At 60.7% G+C, this 21,573-nt stretch carries 17 protein-coding genes and 1 tRNA gene; 8 read left to right on the top strand and 10 right to left on the bottom strand.

What is annotated here, in order from left to right:
* Positions 1 to 50: 50 nt before the first annotated feature.
* From leuC to H7F16_RS03405, 4 genes are all read left to right on the top strand, one after another.
* Positions 51 to 1,475 carry a 3-isopropylmalate dehydratase large subunit gene (gene leuC / locus H7F16_RS03420; protein WP_185796131.1) on the top strand — a complete coding sequence of 475 codons (1,425 nt, stop codon included), beginning with the start codon at positions 51 to 53 and terminating at the stop codon, positions 1,473 to 1,475.
* 11 nt (positions 1,476 to 1,486) lie between these two features.
* The gene (gene leuD / locus H7F16_RS03415) at positions 1,487 to 2,092 is read left to right on the top strand and encodes a 3-isopropylmalate dehydratase small subunit (protein WP_185796130.1); all 606 of its coding nucleotides are present in this window, start codon (positions 1,487 to 1,489) and stop codon (positions 2,090 to 2,092) included.
* 256 nt (positions 2,093 to 2,348) lie between these two features.
* Positions 2,349 to 3,185, top strand: coding sequence for a hypothetical protein (locus tag H7F16_RS03410; RefSeq protein WP_338401947.1), 837 nt, complete (start codon positions 2,349 to 2,351; stop codon positions 3,183 to 3,185).
* 83 nt (positions 3,186 to 3,268) lie between these two features.
* On the top strand, positions 3,269 to 4,201 hold the full coding sequence (locus H7F16_RS03405) for an endonuclease/exonuclease/phosphatase family protein (RefSeq protein WP_185796626.1): 933 nt from the start codon (positions 3,269 to 3,271) through the stop codon (positions 4,199 to 4,201).
* On the opposite strand, the gene H7F16_RS03400 is transcribed toward H7F16_RS03405, so the two are convergent.
* The 3 genes from H7F16_RS03400 to H7F16_RS03390 are packed head-to-tail and all read right to left on the bottom strand — an operon-like array spanning position 4,198 to position 6,632.
* Complete coding sequence (locus tag H7F16_RS03400; protein ID WP_185796129.1) at positions 4,198 to 5,076, bottom strand: LytTR family DNA-binding domain-containing protein; 879 nt, start codon at positions 5,074 to 5,076, stop codon at positions 4,198 to 4,200. The genes H7F16_RS03405 and H7F16_RS03400 overlap by 4 nt on opposite strands.
* Entirely contained in the window at positions 5,073 to 6,083 is a 1,011-nt protein-coding gene (locus H7F16_RS03395) for a LytTR family DNA-binding domain-containing protein (RefSeq protein ID WP_185796128.1), read from the bottom strand. Before H7F16_RS03395 ends, H7F16_RS03400 begins: the two co-directional genes overlap by 4 nt.
* Before the next feature lie 3 nt (positions 6,084 to 6,086).
* Positions 6,087 to 6,632, bottom strand: coding sequence for a hypothetical protein (locus H7F16_RS03390; RefSeq protein WP_185796127.1), 546 nt, complete (start codon positions 6,630 to 6,632; stop codon positions 6,087 to 6,089).
* A gap of 193 nt (positions 6,633 to 6,825) precedes the next feature.
* Here H7F16_RS03390 and leuB point away from each other — a divergent pair, with 193 nt between their 5' ends.
* The 4 genes from leuB to H7F16_RS03370 all read left to right on the top strand — a co-directional run bounded on the left by leuB (position 6,826) and on the right by H7F16_RS03370 (position 10,568).
* Positions 6,826 to 7,932, top strand: coding sequence for a 3-isopropylmalate dehydrogenase (gene leuB, locus H7F16_RS03385; RefSeq protein WP_185796126.1), 1,107 nt, complete (start codon positions 6,826 to 6,828; stop codon positions 7,930 to 7,932).
* Positions 7,933 to 8,053: 121 nt separating this feature from the next.
* Positions 8,054 to 9,016, top strand: a complete 963-nt coding sequence (locus H7F16_RS03380; protein ID WP_185796125.1) for a DMT family transporter — start codon at positions 8,054 to 8,056, stop codon at positions 9,014 to 9,016.
* Positions 9,017 to 9,072: 56 nt separating this feature from the next.
* A tRNA-Pro gene (locus H7F16_RS03375) sits at positions 9,073 to 9,149 on the top strand.
* Between the two features lie 213 nt (positions 9,150 to 9,362).
* Entirely contained in the window at positions 9,363 to 10,568 is a 1,206-nt protein-coding gene (locus tag H7F16_RS03370; protein WP_185796124.1) for a PDDEXK family nuclease, read from the top strand.
* A gap of 252 nt (positions 10,569 to 10,820) precedes the next feature.
* Here the strand turns inward: H7F16_RS03370 and H7F16_RS03365 are convergent, their stop codons facing one another.
* The 7 genes from H7F16_RS03365 to H7F16_RS03335 all read right to left on the bottom strand — a co-directional run bounded on the left by H7F16_RS03365 (position 10,821) and on the right by H7F16_RS03335 (position 21,569).
* Entirely contained in the window at positions 10,821 to 12,998 is a 2,178-nt protein-coding gene (locus tag H7F16_RS03365; RefSeq protein ID WP_185796123.1) for a hypothetical protein, read from the bottom strand.
* 602 nt (positions 12,999 to 13,600) lie between these two features.
* A complete protein-coding gene (locus H7F16_RS03360) occupies positions 13,601 to 15,079 on the bottom strand; it encodes an aldehyde dehydrogenase (RefSeq protein ID WP_185796122.1) in 1,479 nt (492 codons plus the stop codon).
* A complete protein-coding gene (locus H7F16_RS03355; protein WP_185796121.1) occupies positions 15,079 to 16,479 on the bottom strand; it encodes an MmgE/PrpD family protein in 1,401 nt (466 codons plus the stop codon). The genes H7F16_RS03360 and H7F16_RS03355 overlap by 1 nt, the downstream gene beginning before the upstream one ends.
* 26 nt (positions 16,480 to 16,505) lie before the next feature.
* Complete coding sequence (locus H7F16_RS03350; protein ID WP_185796120.1) at positions 16,506 to 17,408, bottom strand: SMP-30/gluconolactonase/LRE family protein; 903 nt, start codon at positions 17,406 to 17,408, stop codon at positions 16,506 to 16,508.
* A gap of 12 nt (positions 17,409 to 17,420) precedes the next feature.
* Positions 17,421 to 18,176, bottom strand: coding sequence for an SDR family NAD(P)-dependent oxidoreductase (locus tag H7F16_RS03345; protein WP_185796119.1), 756 nt, complete (start codon positions 18,174 to 18,176; stop codon positions 17,421 to 17,423).
* A 32-nt stretch (positions 18,177 to 18,208) separates the two neighbouring features.
* Complete coding sequence (locus H7F16_RS03340; RefSeq protein WP_185796118.1) at positions 18,209 to 19,831, bottom strand: GMC family oxidoreductase; 1,623 nt, start codon at positions 19,829 to 19,831, stop codon at positions 18,209 to 18,211.
* 97 nt (positions 19,832 to 19,928) lie between these two features.
* On the bottom strand, positions 19,929 to 21,569 hold the full coding sequence (locus H7F16_RS03335; protein ID WP_185796117.1) for an MFS transporter: 1,641 nt from the start codon (positions 21,567 to 21,569) through the stop codon (positions 19,929 to 19,931).
* Between the last annotated feature and the right edge of the window lie 4 nt (positions 21,570 to 21,573).

The following is a 21,573-nucleotide window of genomic DNA, read 5'->3' as shown; positions in this document are numbered from 1 at the left end:
CGCCCCGCGTGCCCGTCCGACCCAATCCCATTCCAATCCGAGAGAGAGCCATGACCACGGCGAAGCGCACCCTTTACGACAAGATCTGGGACGACCACGTCGTCCATCAGGCCGATGACGGCACCTGCCTGCTCTACATCGACCGTCACCTCGTCCACGAAGTGACCAGCCCGCAGGCCTTCGAAGGGCTGCGCATGACAGGCCGCAAGGTCCGCGCGCCGGAAAAGACCATCGCCGTGCCGGACCACAACGTCCCCACCACGCTCGACCGCGCCAATGCCGCGACCATGACCGAGGACAGCCGCATCCAGGTCGCCGCCCTTGACAAGAACGCCAAGGATTTCGGGATCAACTACTATCCCGTCTCCGACGTGCGCCAGGGCATCGTGCATATCGTCGGCCCCGAACAGGGCTGGACCCTGCCGGGCATGACGGTCGTCTGCGGCGACAGCCACACCGCCACGCATGGCGCTTTCGGTGCGCTCGCCCACGGGATCGGCACGTCGGAGGTCGAACATGTCCTTGCCACCCAGACGCTGATCCAGCGCAAGGGCAAGAACATGAAGGTGGAAATCACCGGCTCGCTCCGCCCCGGCGTCACCGCCAAGGACATCACCCTGTCGGTGATCGGTGAAACCGGCACCGCCGGCGGCACCGGCTATGTGATCGAATATTGCGGTCAGGCCATCCGCGAGCTGTCGATGGAAGGCCGCATGACCGTGTGCAACATGGCCATCGAGGGCGGCGCGCGCGCGGGTCTCATCGCGCCCGACGAAAAGACCTTTGCCTATGTCATGGGCCGCCCGCACGCGCCCAAGGGTGCCAAGTGGGAAGCCGCACTCGCCTATTGGAAGACGCTCTTCACCGACGAAGGCGCGCATTTCGACAAGGTGGTCACGATCAAGGGCGAGGACATCGCCCCCGTCGTCACCTGGGGCACCAGCCCCGAGGATGTTCTGCCCATCACCGGCACCGTCCCCAGCCCCGATGATTTCACCGGCGGCAAGGTCGAAGCGGTCAAGCGCAGCCTCGAATACATGGGTCTGACCCCCGGCCAGAAGCTGACCGACATCAAGATCGACACGGTCTTCATCGGGTCTTGCACCAACGGCCGGATCGAGGATCTGCGCGCCGCCGCCGCGATCCTGAAGGGCAAGAAAAAGAAAGACGGCCTGCGCGCCATGGTCGTGCCCGGTTCGGGCCTTGTCCGCGCACAGGCCGAGGAAGAGGGTCTGGCCCAGATCTTCATCGACGCCGGTTTCGAATGGCGTCTGGCGGGCTGCTCGATGTGCCTTGCGATGAACCCCGACCAGTTGCAGCCGGGCGAGCGTTGCGCCGCCACATCGAACCGCAATTTCGAGGGGCGTCAGGGCCGTGGCGGCCGCACCCATCTGCTGTCGCCCGCGATGGCGGCTGCGGCTGCGATCACGGGGCATCTGACCGATGTGCGCGATGTCATGGGCGAGACGGTGTAAGGAACAGAGCAATGCAGAAATTCACCACCCTGACCGGCATCGCGGCCCCCATGCCGCTGGTCAACATCGACACCGACATGATCATCCCCAAACAGTTCCTCAAGACGATCCAGCGGTCGGGCCTTGGCAAGAACCTGTTCGACGAGATGCGCTACACGCAGGACGGGGCCGAGATCCCCGATTTCGTCCTGAACCAGCCCGCCTATCGCAAGGCCGAAATCCTTGTGGCCGGCGACAACTTCGGCTGCGGATCGTCGCGCGAACACGCCCCTTGGGCGCTGCTCGACTTCGGCATCCGCTGCGTCATCTCGACCAGCTTCGCGGACATCTTCTTCAACAACTGCTTCAAGAACGGCATCCTGCCGATCGTGATGCCGCAAGAGGTTGTCGACGTGCTGATGGCCGACGCCCGCAAGGGGGCCAACGCCCGCATCACCGTCGATCTCGAAGGCCAGACCGTCACCACCTCTGACGGGCAGGTTTTCGGCTTCGAGGTCGACAGCCACCGCAAGCATTGCCTGATCAACGGGCTCGACGACATCGGCCTGACGCTGGAAAAGGCCGCGTCGATCGACGCCTACGAGGCCAAGGCCGCAACCACGCGTCCCTGGGCCTAAGCCTGCCGCACCGCAAGATATGGGGGCCGTCCGCAAGGGCGGCCCTATTTCATTAACTATTTGCGGCTTTTGGGCGACAGTTTTGCCGCCTTCGGGCGCCAAGGCAGCGGCGGGCCGAAGCCGCCTGTTGCAAGCAAGGCGCGATCTGGGCACAATTGGGGCAAGATTGAGGCAGACCGCCCGACAGGCGGATAAATGACCGGACCGGCACTTGCGGCTTACGCAGGGTCAGGGATCGGCGAAAGGTGACAGGGCAGTGGTTTCGCGGCTTCCCGGCGCGATCATCCGCGCAATACTTGTGATGGCCTTGGCCGTCCTGCCTTCGGTTGTCTTGCCGGGGATGTCTGCCGATGCCAAACAGATGGCGGCCCTTGTCGCGCTGTTCGTCGGCCTGATGACCTTTGTCGAATACAACAGCGCCGCCCCCAGCCTGATCGAATTCCGCGACGCGGCACCCTTCAACCGCTTCCGCTTCGGGTTGCTCTTTGCCGTGGTGCTTCTGTTGACCCTGTCGCTCCGCGATGCCGAGTCTTCGGGCGCGCTGACGGCGCTTGTCGCGGCGGTGGCGGGGCTTCTGGCGCATCTGCTCGACTTCCAGTTCAGCCCTGTCCGGCTTGCCGCGCTGATGCTCGACCCCGCCTCGGAACTCGAAGCGGGTGCCAAACTGCGCGAGGCGGCGGCGCTGGCCTATGCCGTCAGCCTTCTGGGCATGCTCGGCGGGGTGATGCTGTTGCAGGCGGTGCGCTGGCCGTGGCGCGGACCCGCCTTCAACGTCTGGATCAACCTGCCGACCTTCGATCCCACCGCAGGCCATGACGTGATCATCCGCCTGCGCCGCGACGCGCTTGTTAACGTGGCGTTAGGAGTTTTCCTGCCATTCCTTGTTCCGGCAGGGGTGCGCCTGATCCTCGGCGGGTTCGAGGCTGCGGCGCTGGCCTCGGCACAGACCCTGATCTGGACGATGGCGGCATGGGCTTTCCTTCCGGCTTCGCTGGTCCTGCGCGGCGTGGCGATGCTGCGCGTCGCATGGATGGTGGAACAGAAACGGCGCGACACGGCACTCGCCTTCGACGAGGGGCCCTTGCTCGCCTGATCGCGGCGCTGCTGGGCTGCGCCGCGCTGCTTTGGGCATGCCCCGCCCGCGCGGGGCAGGACATTCGCATCGCCACATGGAACATCGGTTTCGAACGGGACGGGCCGGGCCTGCTGCTGCGCGACATCGCGGGCGGCGGCGATGCGCAGGTGCGGGCCGCCGTGCAGGTTCTGGCCACCCTTGGGGCCGATGTGCTGCTGCTGACGGGCTTTGACCATGACCACGGGCTTGCCGCACTCGATGCCTTCCGCGCCGAACTTGCCCGGGCCGGCCTGTCCTATCCCTACCGCTTCGCGCTGAACCCCAACACCGGCGTGCCGACGGGGCTCGACATCGACGGCAACGGCCGGCTGGCCGAGGCGCGCGATGCCCAGGGCTGGGGTCGCTTTCCCGGTGCCGGCGGAATGGCCATCCTGTCGCGCCTGCCGGTGCTGGACGGGCAGGCGCGGGATTTCTCGACCTTCCTCTGGGCCGATCTTCCCGCCGCGCTCTTGCCCCCCGACATGACGCCGCAAGACCGCGCCAGCCAGCGCCTGTCCACCACCGCGCATTGGGATGTGCCCCTGCTTCTCCCCTCGGGCGAGGCGCTGCACCTTCTGGCATGGCACGCCACGCCGCCGGTTTTCGACGGGCCGCAAGACCGCAATGGCCGCCGCAACCATGACGAGGCGGCCTTTTGGCTGGCCTATCTGGACGGTCACCTTCCCGCCGCCCCCCCCGACCGTTTCGTGCTTCTGGGCGATGCGAACCTCGATCCGGTCCGGGGCGACGGCCGCCCCGCGGCCCTGCTGTCGCTGCTGGCCCACCGGGGCCTTACCGACCCTTTGGGCGCGCAGCCGACGGTCGATTACGGCCCGCCCCTTGGCGCGCTGCGGCTCGACTACCTGCTTCCCTCGGCTCGGCTGGCCGTCACCGCCAGCGGCATCCTGCGCCCCGATACGGCCGACCCTGCCACCGCAGCGGCGCTTGCCGCCGCCTCGCGGCACTGGCCGATCTGGATCGACCTGTCGGGCTAGGCCGCAACCTCCGAGGCGACAAGCCAGTCCATCACCTCGCGTTGGCGCGGCAGCGCCACGGGGGCCGTGCCGCCGTGGACCAGATCGACCAGCAGATCACGGCCCTGCTTGCGCGACCGCACGATGGCCCGCCGCGCCACCCAATGCGACCGGTGGATCCGCAGCCCGATGGTATCGGGCATCTGCTCGATCAGGGCCGAGAACGGGCCGGGAACCTCGGTCACGCCGCTGTCGGTGTGGATGGCCACGTAATTCCCCCGCGCCTCGAGGTGGAGGATCTCGGCCATCGGGAAATCGCGCACGCCCGCGTCGAGCATGTCATTGGCCGCGCGCGGCGTGTCGCCGATCACCGCGCCCTCGGGCCGGTCGCGCAGTTCCGCAAGGATGCGGTCCATCAGCAACCATGCCACCAGCTGGATGAACACTTCCGTCATCACGTAGTAAAAGACGACAAGGATCAGGAAAACCTTGATCTGCACCACATGCGTCGGCACCACCGCCACGGCTGCGATCTGCGACGCCCCAAGCGCCACCGCCGCCGTGAACAGCATGATGGGCGAGCCATGCACCTGCACGGGCTTGCCCTTGCCGCCCCGCCACAGCTCGATCGCAAGGCAGGTCAGCCCAAGGCACAGGATCGTCGAGGTCAGGCCGATGACATAGACAAGGCTGCGCAACCGCAGCGGGGTCGAGACTGCCTGACCGCTGGGATCGGCAAGCGTCAGCAGGATCACGACGCCCAGATAGACCGCCATCAGATAGCGGTGCATCAACAGCCGTCCGACCTCGAACCGCCGCAGGCGCAGCGTGTCGCCGTTGATCAGGCGCACATGCAGGCCCTCGCCGGAAGTGCGTGTTTGCGGTTTGCGGCTCATCCCCGGCCCCTTTGCGGCAGGTTCAACCCTTCCAGCCAGTCGCGCACCTCGCGCCGCCGCGTCACGGCGACGGGAACGCGGTGGTCCCCCTCAAGGTGAAGCCTGATATCCCCGCCCCTGACCGACCAGCCCTTCACCGTCGAGGCCGCAACCCAATGCGACCGATGCACCTGAAACCCGTAACGGGGCGGAATTTCCGCCACCAGCCGCGCCAGAGGTCCGGTCACCAGATGCTCGCCGCTCCGGCTGCGCAGCTGCACATAATTGCCATAGGCCTGAAGGCTTTGCAGCGCGGCAAAGGCGATGCGGGTCTGGTCGGCCACCAGATAGCCGCCGTCCGCATCCGCAGCCCTTGCCGCCTCGGACGGGGCGGCATCGGCCTCGGTCCTGCCGAAATCGGGGGCGGTCTGGGCCAGCGTCCGGATCGGACGGCCCCTGATCTCGGTCAGGATGGCGGGCATGAGGTTGTGGACCACAAGCGCCGCCCCCACCTCGGTCAAAGCCAGATAGAAGCCGTAGACCAGCAGGAATTCGAGCAGGCTGCGCGAATGCGGCGGCAGGATCAGGCGCGACACCCCTTCCGACGCGGCAAGGGCCGCCACGGTGGCCAGCGCCAGCGCCACACTCAGCGGCAATCGCCTTATGCGCAAGACATAGCACAGTTCGACCACCGCGCCGATCGTCAGCATCGAGGCCGCGATCGCCGCCATATAGACCGGCCCGCGCACCTCGGGCGGCTGACCGTGGGCTTGCGGGTTCGTATCCAGAATAATCAGCAACGGCAGGACCGCAAGATAGACAAGCAGCATGTAGCGGTGGCGAAAGATCTGCCCGCTTTCGCCCCTTTGCACATGCAGCGTGCCCAGCGTCAAAAGCCCCAGCGCAAGGCGTTCGGGCGCGGTCCGGTCATCCGTGCCCGTTCCTGTGCCCGTGCCGGTGCCCATGCCCGCGCCGGTGCCCATGCCCGCGCCGGTGCCCATGCCGGTGTTTGTGTCGGTGCCTGCCATCGTTCAGACCCCGGAACCTGCCGCGGAACCTGCCTGCGTCTCGTCCGGCGTCACCTCGTCACCGTCGGCAAGGCGGCGCAGGTCTGCCAGCATCCGCGGCAGGGTGAACTGCAACAGCACGCTCAGCATCAATTGCATCAGCACGGCGTAGAACACGAATTGCGACAGCAGGATCGCCGTCGACGCCGCTTCAAGGCCAAGCAGGTCGCGGTCGCAAACCTCGGCCGTCAGAACGGCGGTCGCCGTGGCCGCGAAAACCAGCACCCCCAGATGCACCGAACGCGGTCGCCCCGTCCAATGGGCCAGCAGCCTTTGGCACCAGACCAGCAGCACCATCACCAGAACGCCCGCCATCACCTGCAGAACCGCAAGCGAAAGCTGGATTTCGGGCGGCGTCTCGCCCCATGTCCCGACCGACCCGAGCAGCCCCACGCCGGCCGCCCCGATGTAAAGGAAAAGCATGTAACGGTGCCGGAACAGCGCAGAAGCTTCCGTTCCGCGCAGAACAACCGTCGGGCCAAGCGGCACCCTAAGCACCATATCGGGCATAATCGTTACCTCACCACATGGAGCAAGCGGTAGCATACACTCCTTAACGGGCGAATATCGAATTCGTATAGTCCGCCTAAAGTCGCATCTAACCCGTTCCGCGCCCTTGGCAAACCCCGCATCGTCTTGACCGCGCATTGGCAACGGGCTAGGCCACCCCGCAACCATTCCCCATGTTTTTCAGGAGCGCCCCGTGGCCAATCCCTCCATCCTCATCCTCGCCGGTGACGGCATCGGTCCCGAAGTCATGGCCGAGGTGAAAAAAATCATCGGCTGGTTCGGCACCAAGCGCGGCATCGCCTTTGACGTGACCGAAGACCTCGTCGGCGGCTGCGCCTATGATGCCCACGGAACACCCCTGACCGATGCCACGATGGCCAAGGCGCAAGAGGTTGACGCCGTCCTGCTGGGCGCGGTGGGCGGCCCGAAATACGATGTCCTCGATTTCAGCGTGAAGCCCGAACGCGGCCTTCTGCGCCTGCGCAAGGAAATGGACCTCTTCTCGAACCTGCGCCCCGCGCAATGCTTCGACGCGCTGGCCGATTTCTCCTCGCTGAAAAAGGATGTCGTCGCCGGTCTCGATATCGTCATCGTGCGCGAACTGACCAGCGGCGTCTATTTCGGCGAACCGCGCGGCATCTTCACCGAAGGCAATGAACGCGTCGGCATCAACACCCAGCGCTACACCGAAAGCGAAATCGCCCGCGTGGCGCGCTCGGCCTTCGAACTTGCCCGCCGCCGGAACAACAAGGTCTGCTCGATGGAGAAGGCCAACGTCATGGAATCCGGCATCCTGTGGCGTCAGGTCGTGCAGGAAGTGCATGACAAGGAATACCCCGACGTCGAACTGTCGCACATGTATGCCGACGCGGGCGCGATGCAGCTTTGCCGCTGGCCCAAGCAGTTCGACGTCATCGTGACCGACAACCTCTTCGGCGACCTGCTCTCCGACATGGCGGCGATGCTGACCGGCTCGCTCGGCATGCTGCCCTCGGCCTCGCTCGGCCAGCCGATGGCGAACGGCCGGCCCAAGGCGCTTTATGAACCCGTGCATGGCTCGGCCCCCGACATCGCGGGGCAGGGCAAGGCCAACCCCATCGCCTGCGTGCTGTCCTTCGCGATGGCGCTGCGCTATTCTTTCGATCTAGGCGACGAAGCCGCGCGGGTCGAGAAGGCCGTTGAAAAGGTGCTGGCCGACGGTGTCCGCACCGCCGACCTGATGGGCCCCGAAGGCGGCAAGCCCGTGACCACCAGCCAGATGGGCGATGCGATCATCGCCGCTCTGGACGCCTCGCTCTAAGCCATAGGCGGGGGGCCGCCGATCCGGCCCCCCGTTCCACCCCGCCTGACCTTGCGCAGCGGGTACGAACCGCCCTAAACGGCATGTGGTAACGGTTTCACACCCTGACGGCGGATCACCCATGCACAGCAACTTTCGCGGAGCGCTGCTTTCCCTCGCCTCCTTCGGGGTTTACGCCACCCACGATGTGATCGTGAAAGCCCTTGGCGAAAGCTACGCCCCGTTCCAGATCATATTCTTCGCGGGGCTTCTGGGCTTTCCGCTCATCACCATCATGCTGATGAGCGACCGCACCGACGGCACGCTGATCCCGAAACACCCGTGGTGGACGGTGATCCGCACCACCTCGGCCGTGCTGACGGGGCTTGGCGGCTTCTATGCCTTTTCCGTGCTGCCGCTGGCGCAATGCTACGCGATCTTCTTCGCCATGCCGATCCTCATCACCTTGCTGGCGATCCCGATCCTTGGCGAACGCATCGGCCTGCACCGTGGCGTGGCGGTGGTGGCGGGGTTGCTGGGCGTGCTGATCGTGCTGCGCCCCGGTCAGGTCGATTTCGGCCTCGGCCACCTTGCCGCGCTCTCTGCGGCGACGATGGGCGCGCTGACCTCGGTGATCGTGCGCAAGGTGGGCAAGGCCGAACGCTCGATCGTGCTGATGCTCTACCCGATGGTGGCGAACTTCGTGGTCATGGGATTGGCGCTGCCCTTCTTTTACCAGCCGATGCCGCTGGCGCATCTGGGCCTTCTGGGCGCGATGTCGGCGATGGCGCTGATCGGGGGGCTGCTGTCGATCTACGCCTACCGCGCAGCACCCGCCGTGATCGTGGCCCCCATGCAATATTCGCAGATGCTCTGGGCCGTGTTCTACGGCTGGCTTTTCTTCAGCGAGTCGCTCGACCTGAACACGGCGCTGGGCAGCCTCGTCATCATCGGGTCGGGCCTTTACATCGTGCTGCGCGAAGGCACGCCCGCCGTCTCCACCAACCGCCCCGTGCTGGAAAACCGCTCGCGCTTCGACACGGGCATGCAACCGCGCATCGGCGCATGGCTGCGCCTGTTCGAACGCCGCCGTTCCGGCGAATGAATCGCCCGCAGGGTCTTGCAAAGCACGCGGGCAGGCTGTAACCCCTCCCGCACGGTCGGAGCGTAGCGCAGTCTGGTAGCGCACCTGCTTCGGGAGCAGGGGGTCGGAGGTTCGAATCCTCTCGCTCCGACCATTTAAAAATATCCCGAAAAATCAAACACTTAGTTCGCAGCGACGGAGCGACTCCGGAACAGTTTTCCGGATCAGTTCTCCGGAACATCGATTGGCGAGTCGTTGGACGATGATCTGCTGGTCCCACGGTCCCGCGGTCCCACGGTCCCATCGCTTTACTCATGCGCAAAAACGGACGAGGTGTTCGCGCTTGCATGTAGGCTGAACCCTAGAGATGCTCGAGGCAGACGCTATCAAGGTGACCGTCCCGCATATGACTGCATTCCTTCTTGAAGGCGGCACTTCCGCCCGGTTTGAACGGAGCGACCTGTCCGAAGGCTTCTCGGAGAGCTTTCTGCAAGAACTTCTCTTCCGCGAGCCAGATCTCGTTCCCTTGACGCAGATCGATCCGAGCGCAGTGAATTTTATTCCGGTCTGCCGCGAACTGACCTTGCCGAAAACAGGGGGTAGCGTCTTTCTGGACGTCTTCGGCATTACACCAGCCGGCCGTCCTGTCCTTATCGAATGTAAACTCTGGCGTAACCCTCAGGCGCGACGAGAGGTCATCGCCCAAGTCTTGGAATACGCCGCGCTGCTGCGGCGTTGGAGCTATGCGGACTTGACCGCGCGGCTCAAGGCGAAGCTAGGCTGGGCTGGAGAGAATCCTCTCTTTGCGCATGTGGAAGCTCATGGGGCGAGCTTGAGTGAAGCCGTCTTCACGGATGCAGTGTCGCGCAATCTCAGGAGTGGCGACTTTCACCTTTTGCTGGCCGGAGATGGTATCCGCGAAGACGCCACTGCCATCGCAGAGCACATCGGCGAAAAGGGCACGCGTCTAGCGCTCGTTGAGTTTCAGAGATGGCGAGACAACTCTGGTCGTCAGTTCATTGTGCCTTTCATCCCGTTCAAGACCGAAGTGATACGTCAACGTATCCTCACGGACGATCGTGGTGCTGCGCTTCAGGTGGTGAACGACGACGAAAGTTCGGTTGAGAGTGAGGCCGCGATCGCTCCAGAGCAAAGCGCGGTCAAGGAGGCGAATAAGGCATTCTGGCAATCTTTCATTGATCGGGCGCGCTTCGACCATCCCGACCAATCTCCGCCACGTCATGGAGGAAATAACTGGGTCAAGATTTTGCTGCCACCTCCAGCGCGTTGGGTGACAGCATTTCGCATGAAAGGTAGAGCGGGATTATATCTTGTAGACGTGCCGGGGAGTGGCCTGATCGAGCGTCTTGTCGAAGATTCTGCATCGTTGCAGGAGGATTTCGGGGATGAACCGTTGCGTCTCCGAGCTCTGCATGATCCCAACGAGCTGACCATCGCAGTGGATGAACCCGACGGAGTGACGGATCAGCTCGCTTGGCTGCTTGATGCGTCAAACCGGCTGGTAAATGTATTGCGCCCGCGGCTTAGTGTCGAAGAAGACCATCGTCTCTAACGGCCCTGAGCAGACGGGCGGGCTGGCTAGATATTTCTTCGTCGTGCTCCCCTAAGCCGCCGTTTATGTAGCGCCGCAGCAGAGCCGGGCGATGAAAGCAGCGATGGGGGCTCAAAAGCGGACGCTTGCAGACGAAGACAGCGGCCCGGAGAGGGGTAAGAAAAAATGCTCGAAGTGGACGTTCACCGAGAAAGAGCCACCTTCTGTTGAAATTCCACTGCTAGATCATTCAACTCACCCCAACAATTTTCTTCAATCGATGCGTCGGATGAACCCAGGGCTCGAATCCAGTTCCAGCTTAACGCCTTCAAGTGGCAGCGATGAAACAAGCCCCGAAAATTTCTTATGCCCAATCCAACCCTGCTCCCCAATTTCATCACCAAAATGATTCTTAATATCAAGTGCGAGTCGTGCAAGAGGTATTTCCGCCTCAACTCGCACCGCATTTTTTATGAATTGAGCGACATCCTGAAGAAGTTTAGCCCTATCATCAGTAGGCCCTTTTTCAACCAGACGCAAGTTTGAGGCCTGCCTTCCGAGGTTATTCTTAGATATCGTAAATGTAACCTCCGCTCCCTTTGTTGCACCTCCAGCAATGAGTTTCGCCATCTCGGCCTTAGAAACAAAAGCGTCAGAACCTCCATCAAGGACAGTGACAAATGCATTTCCGTTTGGCCTTATTGCTTTAATAAAGCCGCGCTCGATTACTGGGGACAACTTCTTTAAGGACGACGTTGGTGGGCTGGACGAGTATGCTTTGAAAACGCTCTCGATAGTCCAGCTTTTATCACCTTGCCTACTTGGCGGCTCAAACGAAGCCGCGTGGGCGAAGCCATCCTCTGTGAGCTTAGGAAAGTCCTGTTCGGCTACGATATCAAAGTTAACTTCAGGAATCACTCTATTTGAGTAGGCAATAGCCGTGTCTAAAGCGAAAATGGGATGTGGGCGAAGGCTATGCCGCCTGCTCTTCATACGTGATTTATCAAAGATTGCACCTTGCATGATCAGGCGCCCAAAGTGCGCCGAATTCTGCTGCGTGGCTGAAAAGTATATTCCCTGTGGGACCTTATTTTTGCTGGTCTTCGATTTCGCGCGGGCTTCCTCATTCTTCAATGTGAGCACTTTGATCACATGCTGCACAATAGCATGATCATTTGTTGTTAGGCTTGTGTGGCCAAGTGTCTGTTCGTTCACAATCTCCTGGATCGCGATCTTGGCGCGAGGAAAGCTGACTTTGTTGGTTCCGGAATCATAGGATCGTTTGTGTATCTCCCAAAAGCGACGCGGCGTGCCGCCCGCGCAGATAGCAATATGGTTAAAGGTCTTACGCCCGTCGTAAAAGCGCGAGATGAAGTTCGCGATAGTGCCCTCAAATCCAAAAACCGCCCTAGCCCGGGCGATAAGCATTTGTTCAAAGAACTTCATATAGGACTCTGGCTCGGCTTCGTCCCATTGAACAAACTCAACACCGCAGTCCTGCCCCGGCTCAAAGCTAAAGCCGTCTACCTCCCGGCTAGGGTAGTATGTTTCAGATCTTGGGTAGACTGAGCCGACGAAGAAGGCACAATGCTCCTTGTCGGAAAGTTTTGAAGTTGATCCGCGAATTGCCTTAAAGAATCTAAAAATCTCAACTTGCGCCTCACGACCAGCTTCCGAGCATTCATCCAGCAAGATCAAGGTGTGTTCTAGGTCGAGAATGATTTGAACTTGCTGAAGGAAGTTTATCATGAACTGTGAAGCATTTCTGTGGGACAACCGCGACCCAAGAAGCCTCACGCTTTCTTCGTCAGTGTGAGTGTTTGATAGTGATTCCTCACTTGAAAGACTAACACTAGCACCAAGCGATCCTACGCCTTGCGAACTCATTTTCAAGTCAGTCGAAGCAACGCCGGCATTCTTAAGGCCGGAGCTTGATGAGCGAAAATTCTTCAGATCCGCTGCTGTAATATCATAGCTTAACTTGAAAAGAAGCTCATCAGCAATTGTCTTGACCTGATCAATGCTTTTGTCGAGGTTCTCCACACCGAAGTAGCCGTCTAATCCAAGCCCTCGGAGCATTAACCGAACTGCGCCTGTCACTACTCCGCGATTCGGGGAAAGATGATGCTTGTTTGCCTCTAAGGTTTCGATTGCAGTGCTAACGATCCGGGCATAAAGCTGAACTCTGAACTCATCAGGATCCTTTTTTGAATGCTCACTTATTTCGGCAAGTGAGACATACACTGGCAAGATTCTGCTTTTAGCAAAGCTGCTCAAATGGTAGCGCTTAAGCATCTTCAGAATATGGGTTTTTCCAGTTCCCCGAATTCCTTCGATAAGTGTATTTTGCCTGTTACCGATTGATTCTATTTCAATTCCAACATGTGCGAGCGGGAAGAACCCACCAGCCTGCGCATCATGGTTAAAGAAATTCTGCGGGAGAGTAGACATTAAGACTTACCTATCCGGGAAAGTTCAAAGTAATTGGATGTTGCCTGCTGCAGTTCGATCAAGACGCCTACAGAAAAACTGTATTGATCCCTCGGTGCCGCTCGGCGCAAGATTCCCGACATTATGGGCAATTGTTCGTTCTGTTTCTTCCAGATCATAATGCGTAGGTATTCTTGCGTTTGCCAAAAGTAAGCGGCAGCCAACGGCATGGAACAATCGATACGTGAAGGGAGTGCGAGCAGTCAACCCCAGCACGAATTGCTGTGTTTGATCGCTTTGAGGTCATGCAAGCAAGTGCCGACCGTGTGCCCGCCCCTCCCCGCGTGGGGAGTTAGGCTATCTTCCTTAATGACGCTCATGTGGTTAGGCGCCGAGGCTTGTGCAAGCCTCCGCTTTTCGCACTGACGATGCTGCGTCTACGGAATGTTCTTCGTAAACACTGTGCACGACTGTTCGCGATGGGCTCGTTACGACAAGAATACGGAGTGCGATCATCCGTGCTGGCGTCTCGAGTGAGTGGCCGTTTCCTCCATGTGCAGCGAGAGGAGTTCTGCGTCCGGGACGGTCCGCTCTCCGCCCGAATTGGCCTCTTGAGATAGACCTCAATCGGGGACGAAGTTCGGCTTTCGGTTCACAGTTCTCACTGACAGCATCAAACTTTTGGTTTCGAGAAACTCATTGATCGACTCGATCCCATTCTCACGCCCTATCCCAGACCGTTTTCTCCCGCCGAACGGCAAGGTGTAGCTATAGGATCGGTAGGTATTGCCCCAAACCGTGCCTACATTCAGATCCTTCGTCATTCGCATCATCCGCCCGATATCTTTGGTCCAGACGCCAGCAGCAAGGCCGAAGGCGATGTCGTTTCCGATCTGGATCGCCTCGGCTTCGTCTTCGAAACCGATGACGGAAAGCACCGGTCCAAAGACTTCTTCCTGCGCGATACGCATGTCGTTCGTTACGCCGGTGAAAATGGTCGGAGAGATGAACAGGCCATTTGACAGGGTCGATTCTGGAGCGACGCCTCCCAGAGTGCAGACTGCTCCTTCAGCCTTTGCGATCCCTATGTAGTCGAGCACTTTGCGGTGTTGCGCGGCATTCGAAATGGGGCCCATCTGGGTTGCAGGGTCCGTCGGATCGCCGAGCTTGATAGACTTCGTGAGGTCAACGACCTTTTGTGTGAATTCGCTCCTGATTGAATTTTGGACAAGCAGACGCGACCCTGCAGTGCACATCTGTCCGGCCGCCCCGAATATCCCGGATACCGCGCCGTGGGCTGCTGCTTCGAGGTCGGCATCTTCGAAGACGATGTTGGGTGATTTCCCGCCGAGCTCCATGGCGACCCGCTTCATGTGGCGAGCAGCTGCCGCGTAGATGTGGGCACCAGTTTGGTCAGAACCGGTGAAGGTTATCTGTGCGACATCAGGGTGTTCGACAAGGGTGCTGCCGATGTCTGCGCCATAGCCGGATACGACATTTATGACACCGTCCGGCAGCCCCGCCTCCTTGGTAAGCGCGGCAAATTCCAGTGAACTTACAGACGAAAATTCGGACGGTTTCAGAACGACAGCGCAACCTGCGGCGAGGGCGGGGGCGCACTTCAAGGCAAAGAACGTCAGCGGAGAATTCCAAGCGGTGATGGCAAGAACGACTCCGACCGGTTCCTTGAAGGTCATGCCGATCGTGTCGGCCTTTTCGATCGGGACGACGCTGCCTTCGATCTTGTCGGCAAGCCCGGCGTAGTAGCGCCAGTAGTCTGCGGAGTATTTCACCTGCCCGCGCATTTCGGCGAGCAGTTTGCCGTTGTCGCGGACTTCAAGGATCGCCAATCTTTCGATGTTCGCTTCCAATACGTCCGCAATTTTCGAAAGGATGCGACCGCGGGCCGATGCGGTCATGGTCGCCCAAGGCCCTTTGGTCATTGCAGCTTTTGCAGCCGCGACGGCACGATCCGCGTCAGTCTGGTTGCTCGCGGGGATGCGGGCCCAGACCTCGTTGCGATAGGGGTCGACGCTATCGATCCATGCTGAAGACGACGGTTCGACGAACGTTCCGTTTATCCAGTTCGAGTAGGTTTGCATCACGCAACCCCGCCGGACACAGTAGAAAAAAGCGCGCTGATGACGCTGCTGTCCTGCGCTTCCAGCTTCTGGACAAGATCGATTGCGCGGCTTGCGGAGTTCGCATCCACAGGATGGATTGCAGCTGACGCACAATCCTTGAATTTCCATCCAATTTGATCCCAGGTCATCGGGTTGTCGGGGGTGCCTGGCACATGTGAACCGAGGCGAGAAATGGTCCGGCCACCCGTCAGGGTGATCTCCACCTTTCCGTCCGGCAATCGGCCGTTCCAGTTGAAGGCCGGGTCCAACACCGGTGTGACCTTGCGAGCGAGCATCAAGACCGCGCTTTCCCGCAACGCGGCTTGGGTGAAGTCCGAGATGTTCATTTGCCTCTTCGTGAGCGCAAGGGCGACGAGGAACGGCAAGCTGAACTTGGCGTCTACGAGAGTGCCTGGAACCTGCCGCTTTTCAAGCGGAACACACATTCGGATCGCGAAGTCGCCACAGTAAACGCGGATCTTTTCGACGTCTTCCAACGCGACGTTGTTTTCGCGCATGAGTTCGATTGCAGCATGAATGTAGGTGTGGGCGTTACCGACGGCGGGCCAATATTTATAGGTCATGCCGCCGCAAAGGAATTCGGAGCCGAGGTCCTTGAGCATCGCTTCGCGGTTATACTCGCCCTTGAAATAGACTTTGAAAAGGCCCGCCTCGCCTTCGAAGAGCCCGTCGATTCCTGTCATTCCCTTGGCCGCAAGCAGAACGGCATTGACGCAACCTTGCGAGGTGAACCCTGCATACATGCCGCGAAGATCGCTGCCGATCCCGAAGATCTGTTCCATCGTGCCCGCTGACTGCATGCTGGCGATGCCAAGCGCTCGGGCAATTGTGGGAGTATCCAAACCCATTACTGCCGCGCCCGCTGCTGTCGCCGAGAAGCAGCCGACGGCGGTTGAGAGGTTCCAGTCCATGTGCCAGCCGACGTTGCAGCGCAACCGGATGAAGAGTTCCTGTCCGATGGCAATGGCACGGATCAGTTCTTTGCCGGACACTCCGCCCCGCTTTTCGGCAAGAGCAAGGACAGTGGGAACAACGGAACTATCGGGATGCGCACCCCAAGGGGTCTGACTGTCGAAATCCAGCCCATGAGCGAGGGCACCGTTTACGAAGGCCGCCTGTGACGAGGGCACCCGTTTGCCGAAGCCGATGATGGTCGCCTGCTCTTGCCCGCCGTTTTCCAAGACCGTTTCGAGGATCGGACGGACGGCCGGCTCCATGCCGCTTGCCGCTAGCATGACGCCAAGAGTATCCAGAAGGCTCTTTTTTGCTGCCTCTACGGCTGCCTCTGGCAGGTCTTCGTAGCGGGTATTCGCGGCGAAGCTTGCAAAGTCGTGCGAGATGTCGGCGGTGGGTGCCATTAGGGTTCTGTCCTGAGTTCGGAAGGTCAGCCGGCGAAGCGCGGCTCGGGAAGGCCCTGAACACCAAGGCCGTGGATAGCAAATACACCGCCAGCATTCGGGTGGGTCGGCGGGATGCCTCGCATGGGGCGGCCCATGCAGGTAACGTAGAGAATGTCGAGATTGCTGCCGCCGAAGTTTACGCTCGTTGGGTTCCGCAGCGGAAAATCTATGACGCGGTCAATGCTGCCGTCAGGCGCGTAACGGATGATCTGGCCACCCAGCACCTTGGCCATCCAGAGAAACCCTTCGGCATCGACCGTCGCGCCATCCACAGTCCGGGCGAAACCCTGATCGGATGCGAATAGTCGACGATCAGCGATCCGGCCTGTCTCGATGTCGTAGGAATAGCTCCAAATGGTCTTGTGCTCGGAATCGCCGAAATAAAACGTTCTGTCGTCCGGGCTCCAGCAGGGACCATTCGAACAGATCAGACCGGTTTCCAACTCGTGCACGCTTAGGTCTGGGTCGAGCCGAAAGAGGGAACCGTTGCGCGCCGGAGCCTTCGGCTTCGAAACATCGAGCGGGTCGAAGTCCAGACCCATCGCACCTGCAAAAAAACGCCCCTTTCGGTCGACCTTTCCATCGTTGAAACGGTATTCGGGTCGATCCGCGAAGGGGTTATAGATCGGCGTGATGCGTTGGGTATCGAAGTCGAAAAAGTTGAAGCCGTCTGCCATCGCCAAGACAGCGCCACCGGTTTCGCGCAAGGCCAGCGAGCCGATGAAGGTCGGAAGATAGAAGCGCTGCACTTCGCTTCCGTCTTCTAGGCACCGGAAGATTTCGCCTGCTGTGCTGTCGACCCAGTAAAGGCGCTGCTCGGCGACGTCCCATACCGGACCTTCTCCGAGGTTGGTCTTGCAATCGACGAGCAGCCGAATGTCGGGCATAGGGAGGCTCCGTTAAAGGCAGGCCGTCTGGCCGCCGTCTACCGAAACCACCGCGCCTGTCATGAAGCTGGCATCGTCAGTCAGCAAAAAGACGATGACGTTGGCAATCTCTTCGGGCTCGCCGATCCGCCCGATGGGGTGGGCTGCGATGATGCGGGCCGCTGCCGCCGGGTCTTTCAGGACATATTCCATGAAAGGCGTGCGTGTGACGCCCGGTGCCACGGCGTTGACGCGGATTCCCAGCGGGCCGAGTTCTGGCGACATTGACTTGGTGATACCGGAAACCCCGAATTTCGCAGCCACATACGGCAAGCGGTTCGCCACACCCATCAGGCCCGCCCCAGAGGAAATGTTGACGATCGCGCGATGGTTCTTGTCGTCTTTCACCGCTCTCACGAAGGCTTGGCACATGTTGATCGTGCCATCGAGGTTGACCCCCATCACCTTGCGGTAGGCGTCTGGTTCTACGTCCATGATGTTCGCTACGCCGGCAATTCCGGCGCAATTCACCAGTCCCCGCAGTGCGCCATGCCGAGCGCGTGCAGAAGCCACCATCTCAAGCGCGGCCGCGTGATTGGTCACGTCGAGCCGTGCAGTTTCAAGGCGCTTTTCGTCCGGTAATTCTCCGTATAGCGAACCCAGCGCGTCCTGCGAAAGGTCGCACGCTAGCACCGATGCTCCGTCGCTCAACAAGCGGCGAACGACTGCTGCCCCGATCCCACTCGCGGCGCCTGTCACTACGATCCAATCGCCTTCGAAACGTGCCATATTCTTGTCCCTGCCGTTCTTGTCTGTTTGTGTCACGCTGAAATCGCACGCCGTGGCGTCGCGTCCAGCCGGATCATCTCGCCGCCCTTCACACCGATCATGATGGTTGGCGCGTTGGTATTGCCCGAGGTGAGATGCGGCATGATCGAGGCGTCGACCACGCGGAGTCGCTCGATTCCTCTCAGCCGAAGACGCTCGTCGACCACGGCCATCGGGTCGCGGCCCATCTTGCACGTGCCGCCTTGATGGTGCGCCGAGTTGCCGGTTTCGACCATGAAATTGAAGATGTCCTCGTCGGTCCTGACCTTGGGTCCCGGAACTTCTTCGGACACCACGCGGGAACGGATCGGTTCGGTGGTCATGATCTGGCGGATCTGTTTGATGCCACTGATCATGGCCGCGATATCATAGGGATCGGTCAGGAATTCCGGCGAAGACACCGCTTTGTCCGAAGGGCGGTTCGAGCGCAGCGTGACCGTTCCGGTGGTCTGAGGACGCAACTGGTAGACAGAGACACCCATGCCGGGCTGGTTTTCGACAGCAACGGTGCCATCGGGGAAATACTGGAACGTCATGGGCCGGAAGCTGATCTGCAGGTCGGCATAAGGCTCGTCGGGACTGCTTTTGACGAAGGCTGCGACCTGAGACGAGCCGAGCGCCAGATAGCCGCGGCGGGTCATCAAGTATTTGAAGCCTTCCCAATATTTCCGAAGCCCGGCGATATTCGCGTTGTAAGAGCTATCAGCCGTCGCCCGCCAACCGGTGTGCATGTAGAAGTGGTCTTGCAGGTTCTGCCCGACGCCTGCGCTTTCATGCACCACCGGAATGCCGTGTTTCTGCAATTCGCCACCTGGTCCAACGCCGGACAGCATGAGGAGTTGCGGAGTGTTCAGCGCGCCACCCGACAGGATCACTTCGCGCGCAGCGGTGAAGCGGCGGAGTTCACCTTCATGCTTCACCTCGATGCCAGTTGCTGCTTTACCATCGAACAAGACGCGTTGGACGGGCGCATCGGTCACCACTGTCAAATTCTTACGGTTTAGGATCGGCTTCACGAAGGCAACGAAGGCGGAATGCCTGCGCCCTCCCTTGATGCTGTGCTGCATGAAACCGACGCCGTCGTGCGCCTCGCCGTTCATGTCTTCGGTCCTAGGATGCCCGAGACGGGATGCGGATTCGATGAAATCGTAGCTGGAAGCGGATTTGACGACCGGATCGCTGATCCAGAGTGGCCCACCCTGACCGCGCCACTGGTCGGCGCGGCGTTCGAAATGCTCCATCGCTTTGAAGTGGGGTAGGACGTCGTCATAGCCCCAGCCGGGGTTGCCGAGATCGCGCCAACTGTCGAAATCCTTCGCGTGCCCACGGATGAAGACCATGCCGTTGATCGAGGACGACCCGCCCAGCGTCTTGCCGCGCGGCCAATACATCCGGCGGTTCTTGAGCTTGGCCAAGGGTTCGGTGTGGTAGTTCCAGTTCAGCCGCTCATTGAAATAGAGCTTTGCCATCCCCGCCGGCGTGTTCACCCAGAAGCGGTCGGCATGGGGTCCGGCTTCGACCAGAAGGACAGAGACATTGGGATCTTCCGTCAAGGCACGAGCGACAGGGCAGCCTGCCGAGCCTGCGCCGACGATGATGTAGTCAAAGGTGTTCATAGGTTTGTCCCTTGGCTGGCCGTCTGTGCGCCACAGTAGGAAACACCGGTGTCGGGGGCATCGGGAAACCGAGCTCTGACGGATCAGGGGTATAATGTCAGGTTATTGATAAGCCATGCAGATCGTCGAAGGGCTTCAGCGGCATGTCATCGCGTTGCGGCACGGTCTCACGCTCGATCATGCGTCGGACCGACGGCTTTGCCTGTCCACGGTTCAACGCGATCAGCCGCTCCGAAACGGTCGCATCCATTCGGGTCCGGCGTTGATTATGACGCAAGTAATCTGCCCAGGTCGGCACGTGATAGGCTTCCTTCCAGAAGCTCGGGTTCTCGACATCGCGCAGCAAAACCCATTGCTGTGCCCCGTCCCTGATCCGGATACGTCGGCGTTCGGCCATGACAGACAGAAAATCGGGCACATCGGTCTGGTCGATCTCGTATTCGATCATGATGAAGATCGGGCCACTGCGCTGTTGCAGGTCCAGCTGGGTCGCGGGCTCGCGGAAATGGTCCAGCGGGTCCAGATTGCGCGCCGCAAGTGGCGGCACCGCAAATCGCAGGCCGATTGCAGCCCCAACGCATGAAAGTGCGCCGGCGATGAAGAGTGCAGTCGGCACACCTTGGCCTTCGGCAACGCGTCCCCACAGCCATCCGCCCGCCGTCATCCCGCCGAATGACGCGGTCTGGTAAATCGACAGCACGCGCCCAACCACCCAGCGGGGCGTGGAGAGTTGCATCATCACGTTGAAGAGCGACAAGGCCAGCACCCAACTGGCACCAGCGGGCAAGAGCACTAGCCCTGTCAGCCAGACGTTCCGACTGACCGCGACGAGGCAGGCACTCAGCGCCATGCCGCAAAAGGCGAGGCGCACGAGTCCTTCGCTCGAAAGCCTCGCCCGCAGATGCGAGTTCGCCAGACCCCCGCCGATCGCGCCAAGTCCGAAAGCGCCAAGTAAGAAACCGTAGACGAGGGCGCCGCCGCCGAGAAGATCGCGTGCGACGATGGGCAACAAAGCGAGGATGACGATGGCTGCAACGCCGAAGAGGAAGCCGCGCAGAATGACCGTTACGAGGTTTGGTGACATAGAAACGTAGCGAAAGCCCGCCCACACGGCGTGGCGAAGTCCTTCTCGCGGGAGGGCTTCGGCTTTACTTTCGGGCGTTATCCGCAGCAGCGCATAGATCATCGGCAGAAAGCTTGCTGCGTTGAAAGCAAAGGCCGCTGCGGCACCTGCCGAGGCGACGATGAGCCCACCGAGCGCAGGCCCGACACTTCGGGTCAGATTGAGACCCATGCTGTTCAATGTCACAGCGCCCGCTATCTGGTCGCGCGGAACCACGTCGCCGACCGATGCCTGCCATGACGGCGTGTGCAGCGCCGTTCCACAACCGATGAGGAAGGTCAGCACAAGCAGCAGCCACGGCGTGACATGGCCTGCAAAAGCAACGATGGCGAGCGCGAGCGACATTCCCATCATCAGCAACTGCGCGACCATGAGGATCTTGCGCCGTTCATAGCTGTCCGCCAGTGCGCCCGCAGGGATCGAGAATAGCATCACAGGCAGGGTCGTGGCCGCCTGAACGAAGGCGACCATGTCATATTGCGTCGAGATCGTCGCCATCAACCAACCTGCGCCGACCGTCTGAACCATTGTGCCAAGATTCGATACGAGACCGCCCTGCCAAAGCAGTCGGAACGACCGATGCGAGAGCGGGCCGGCTAGGGACGAGGTCGTCATGTCG

Source organism: Paragemmobacter straminiformis, assembly GCF_014243445.1.
Classification (GTDB): Bacteria; Pseudomonadota; Alphaproteobacteria; order Rhodobacterales; family Rhodobacteraceae; genus Paragemmobacter; species Paragemmobacter straminiformis.
This window is presented reverse-complemented; position numbering and strand designations above follow the sequence as displayed.

Bases quoted from the DNA above. Each gene is read 5' to 3' on its own strand.
- leuC (WP_185796131.1), top strand. From the start codon at position 51: ATGACCACGGCGAAGCGCACCCTTTACGACAAGATCTGGGACGACCAC.
- leuD (WP_185796130.1), top strand. From the start codon at position 1,487: ATGCAGAAATTCACCACCCTGACCGGCATCGCGGCCCCCATGCCGCTG.
- H7F16_RS03400 (WP_185796129.1), bottom strand. From the start codon at position 5,076: ATGAGCCGCAAACCGCAAACACGCACTTCCGGCGAGGGCCTGCATGTG.
- H7F16_RS03395 (WP_185796128.1), bottom strand. From the start codon at position 6,083: ATGGCAGGCACCGACACAAACACCGGCATGGGCACCGGCGCGGGCATG.
- H7F16_RS03390 (WP_185796127.1), bottom strand. From the start codon at position 6,632: ATGCCCGATATGGTGCTTAGGGTGCCGCTTGGCCCGACGGTTGTTCTG.
- H7F16_RS03380 (WP_185796125.1), top strand. From the start codon at position 8,054: ATGCACAGCAACTTTCGCGGAGCGCTGCTTTCCCTCGCCTCCTTCGGG.
- H7F16_RS03370 (WP_185796124.1), top strand. From the start codon at position 9,363: ATGCTCGAGGCAGACGCTATCAAGGTGACCGTCCCGCATATGACTGCA.
- H7F16_RS03365 (WP_185796123.1), bottom strand. From the start codon at position 12,998: ATGTCTACTCTCCCGCAGAATTTCTTTAACCATGATGCGCAGGCTGGT.
- H7F16_RS03360 (WP_185796122.1), bottom strand. From the start codon at position 15,079: ATGCAAACCTACTCGAACTGGATAAACGGAACGTTCGTCGAACCGTCG.
- H7F16_RS03355 (WP_185796121.1), bottom strand. From the start codon at position 16,479: ATGGCACCCACCGCCGACATCTCGCACGACTTTGCAAGCTTCGCCGCG.
- H7F16_RS03350 (WP_185796120.1), bottom strand. From the start codon at position 17,408: ATGCCCGACATTCGGCTGCTCGTCGATTGCAAGACCAACCTCGGAGAA.
- H7F16_RS03345 (WP_185796119.1), bottom strand. From the start codon at position 18,176: ATGGCACGTTTCGAAGGCGATTGGATCGTAGTGACAGGCGCCGCGAGT.
- H7F16_RS03340 (WP_185796118.1), bottom strand. From the start codon at position 19,831: ATGAACACCTTTGACTACATCATCGTCGGCGCAGGCTCGGCAGGCTGC.
- H7F16_RS03335 (WP_185796117.1), bottom strand. From the start codon at position 21,569: ATGACGACCTCGTCCCTAGCCGGCCCGCTCTCGCATCGGTCGTTCCGA.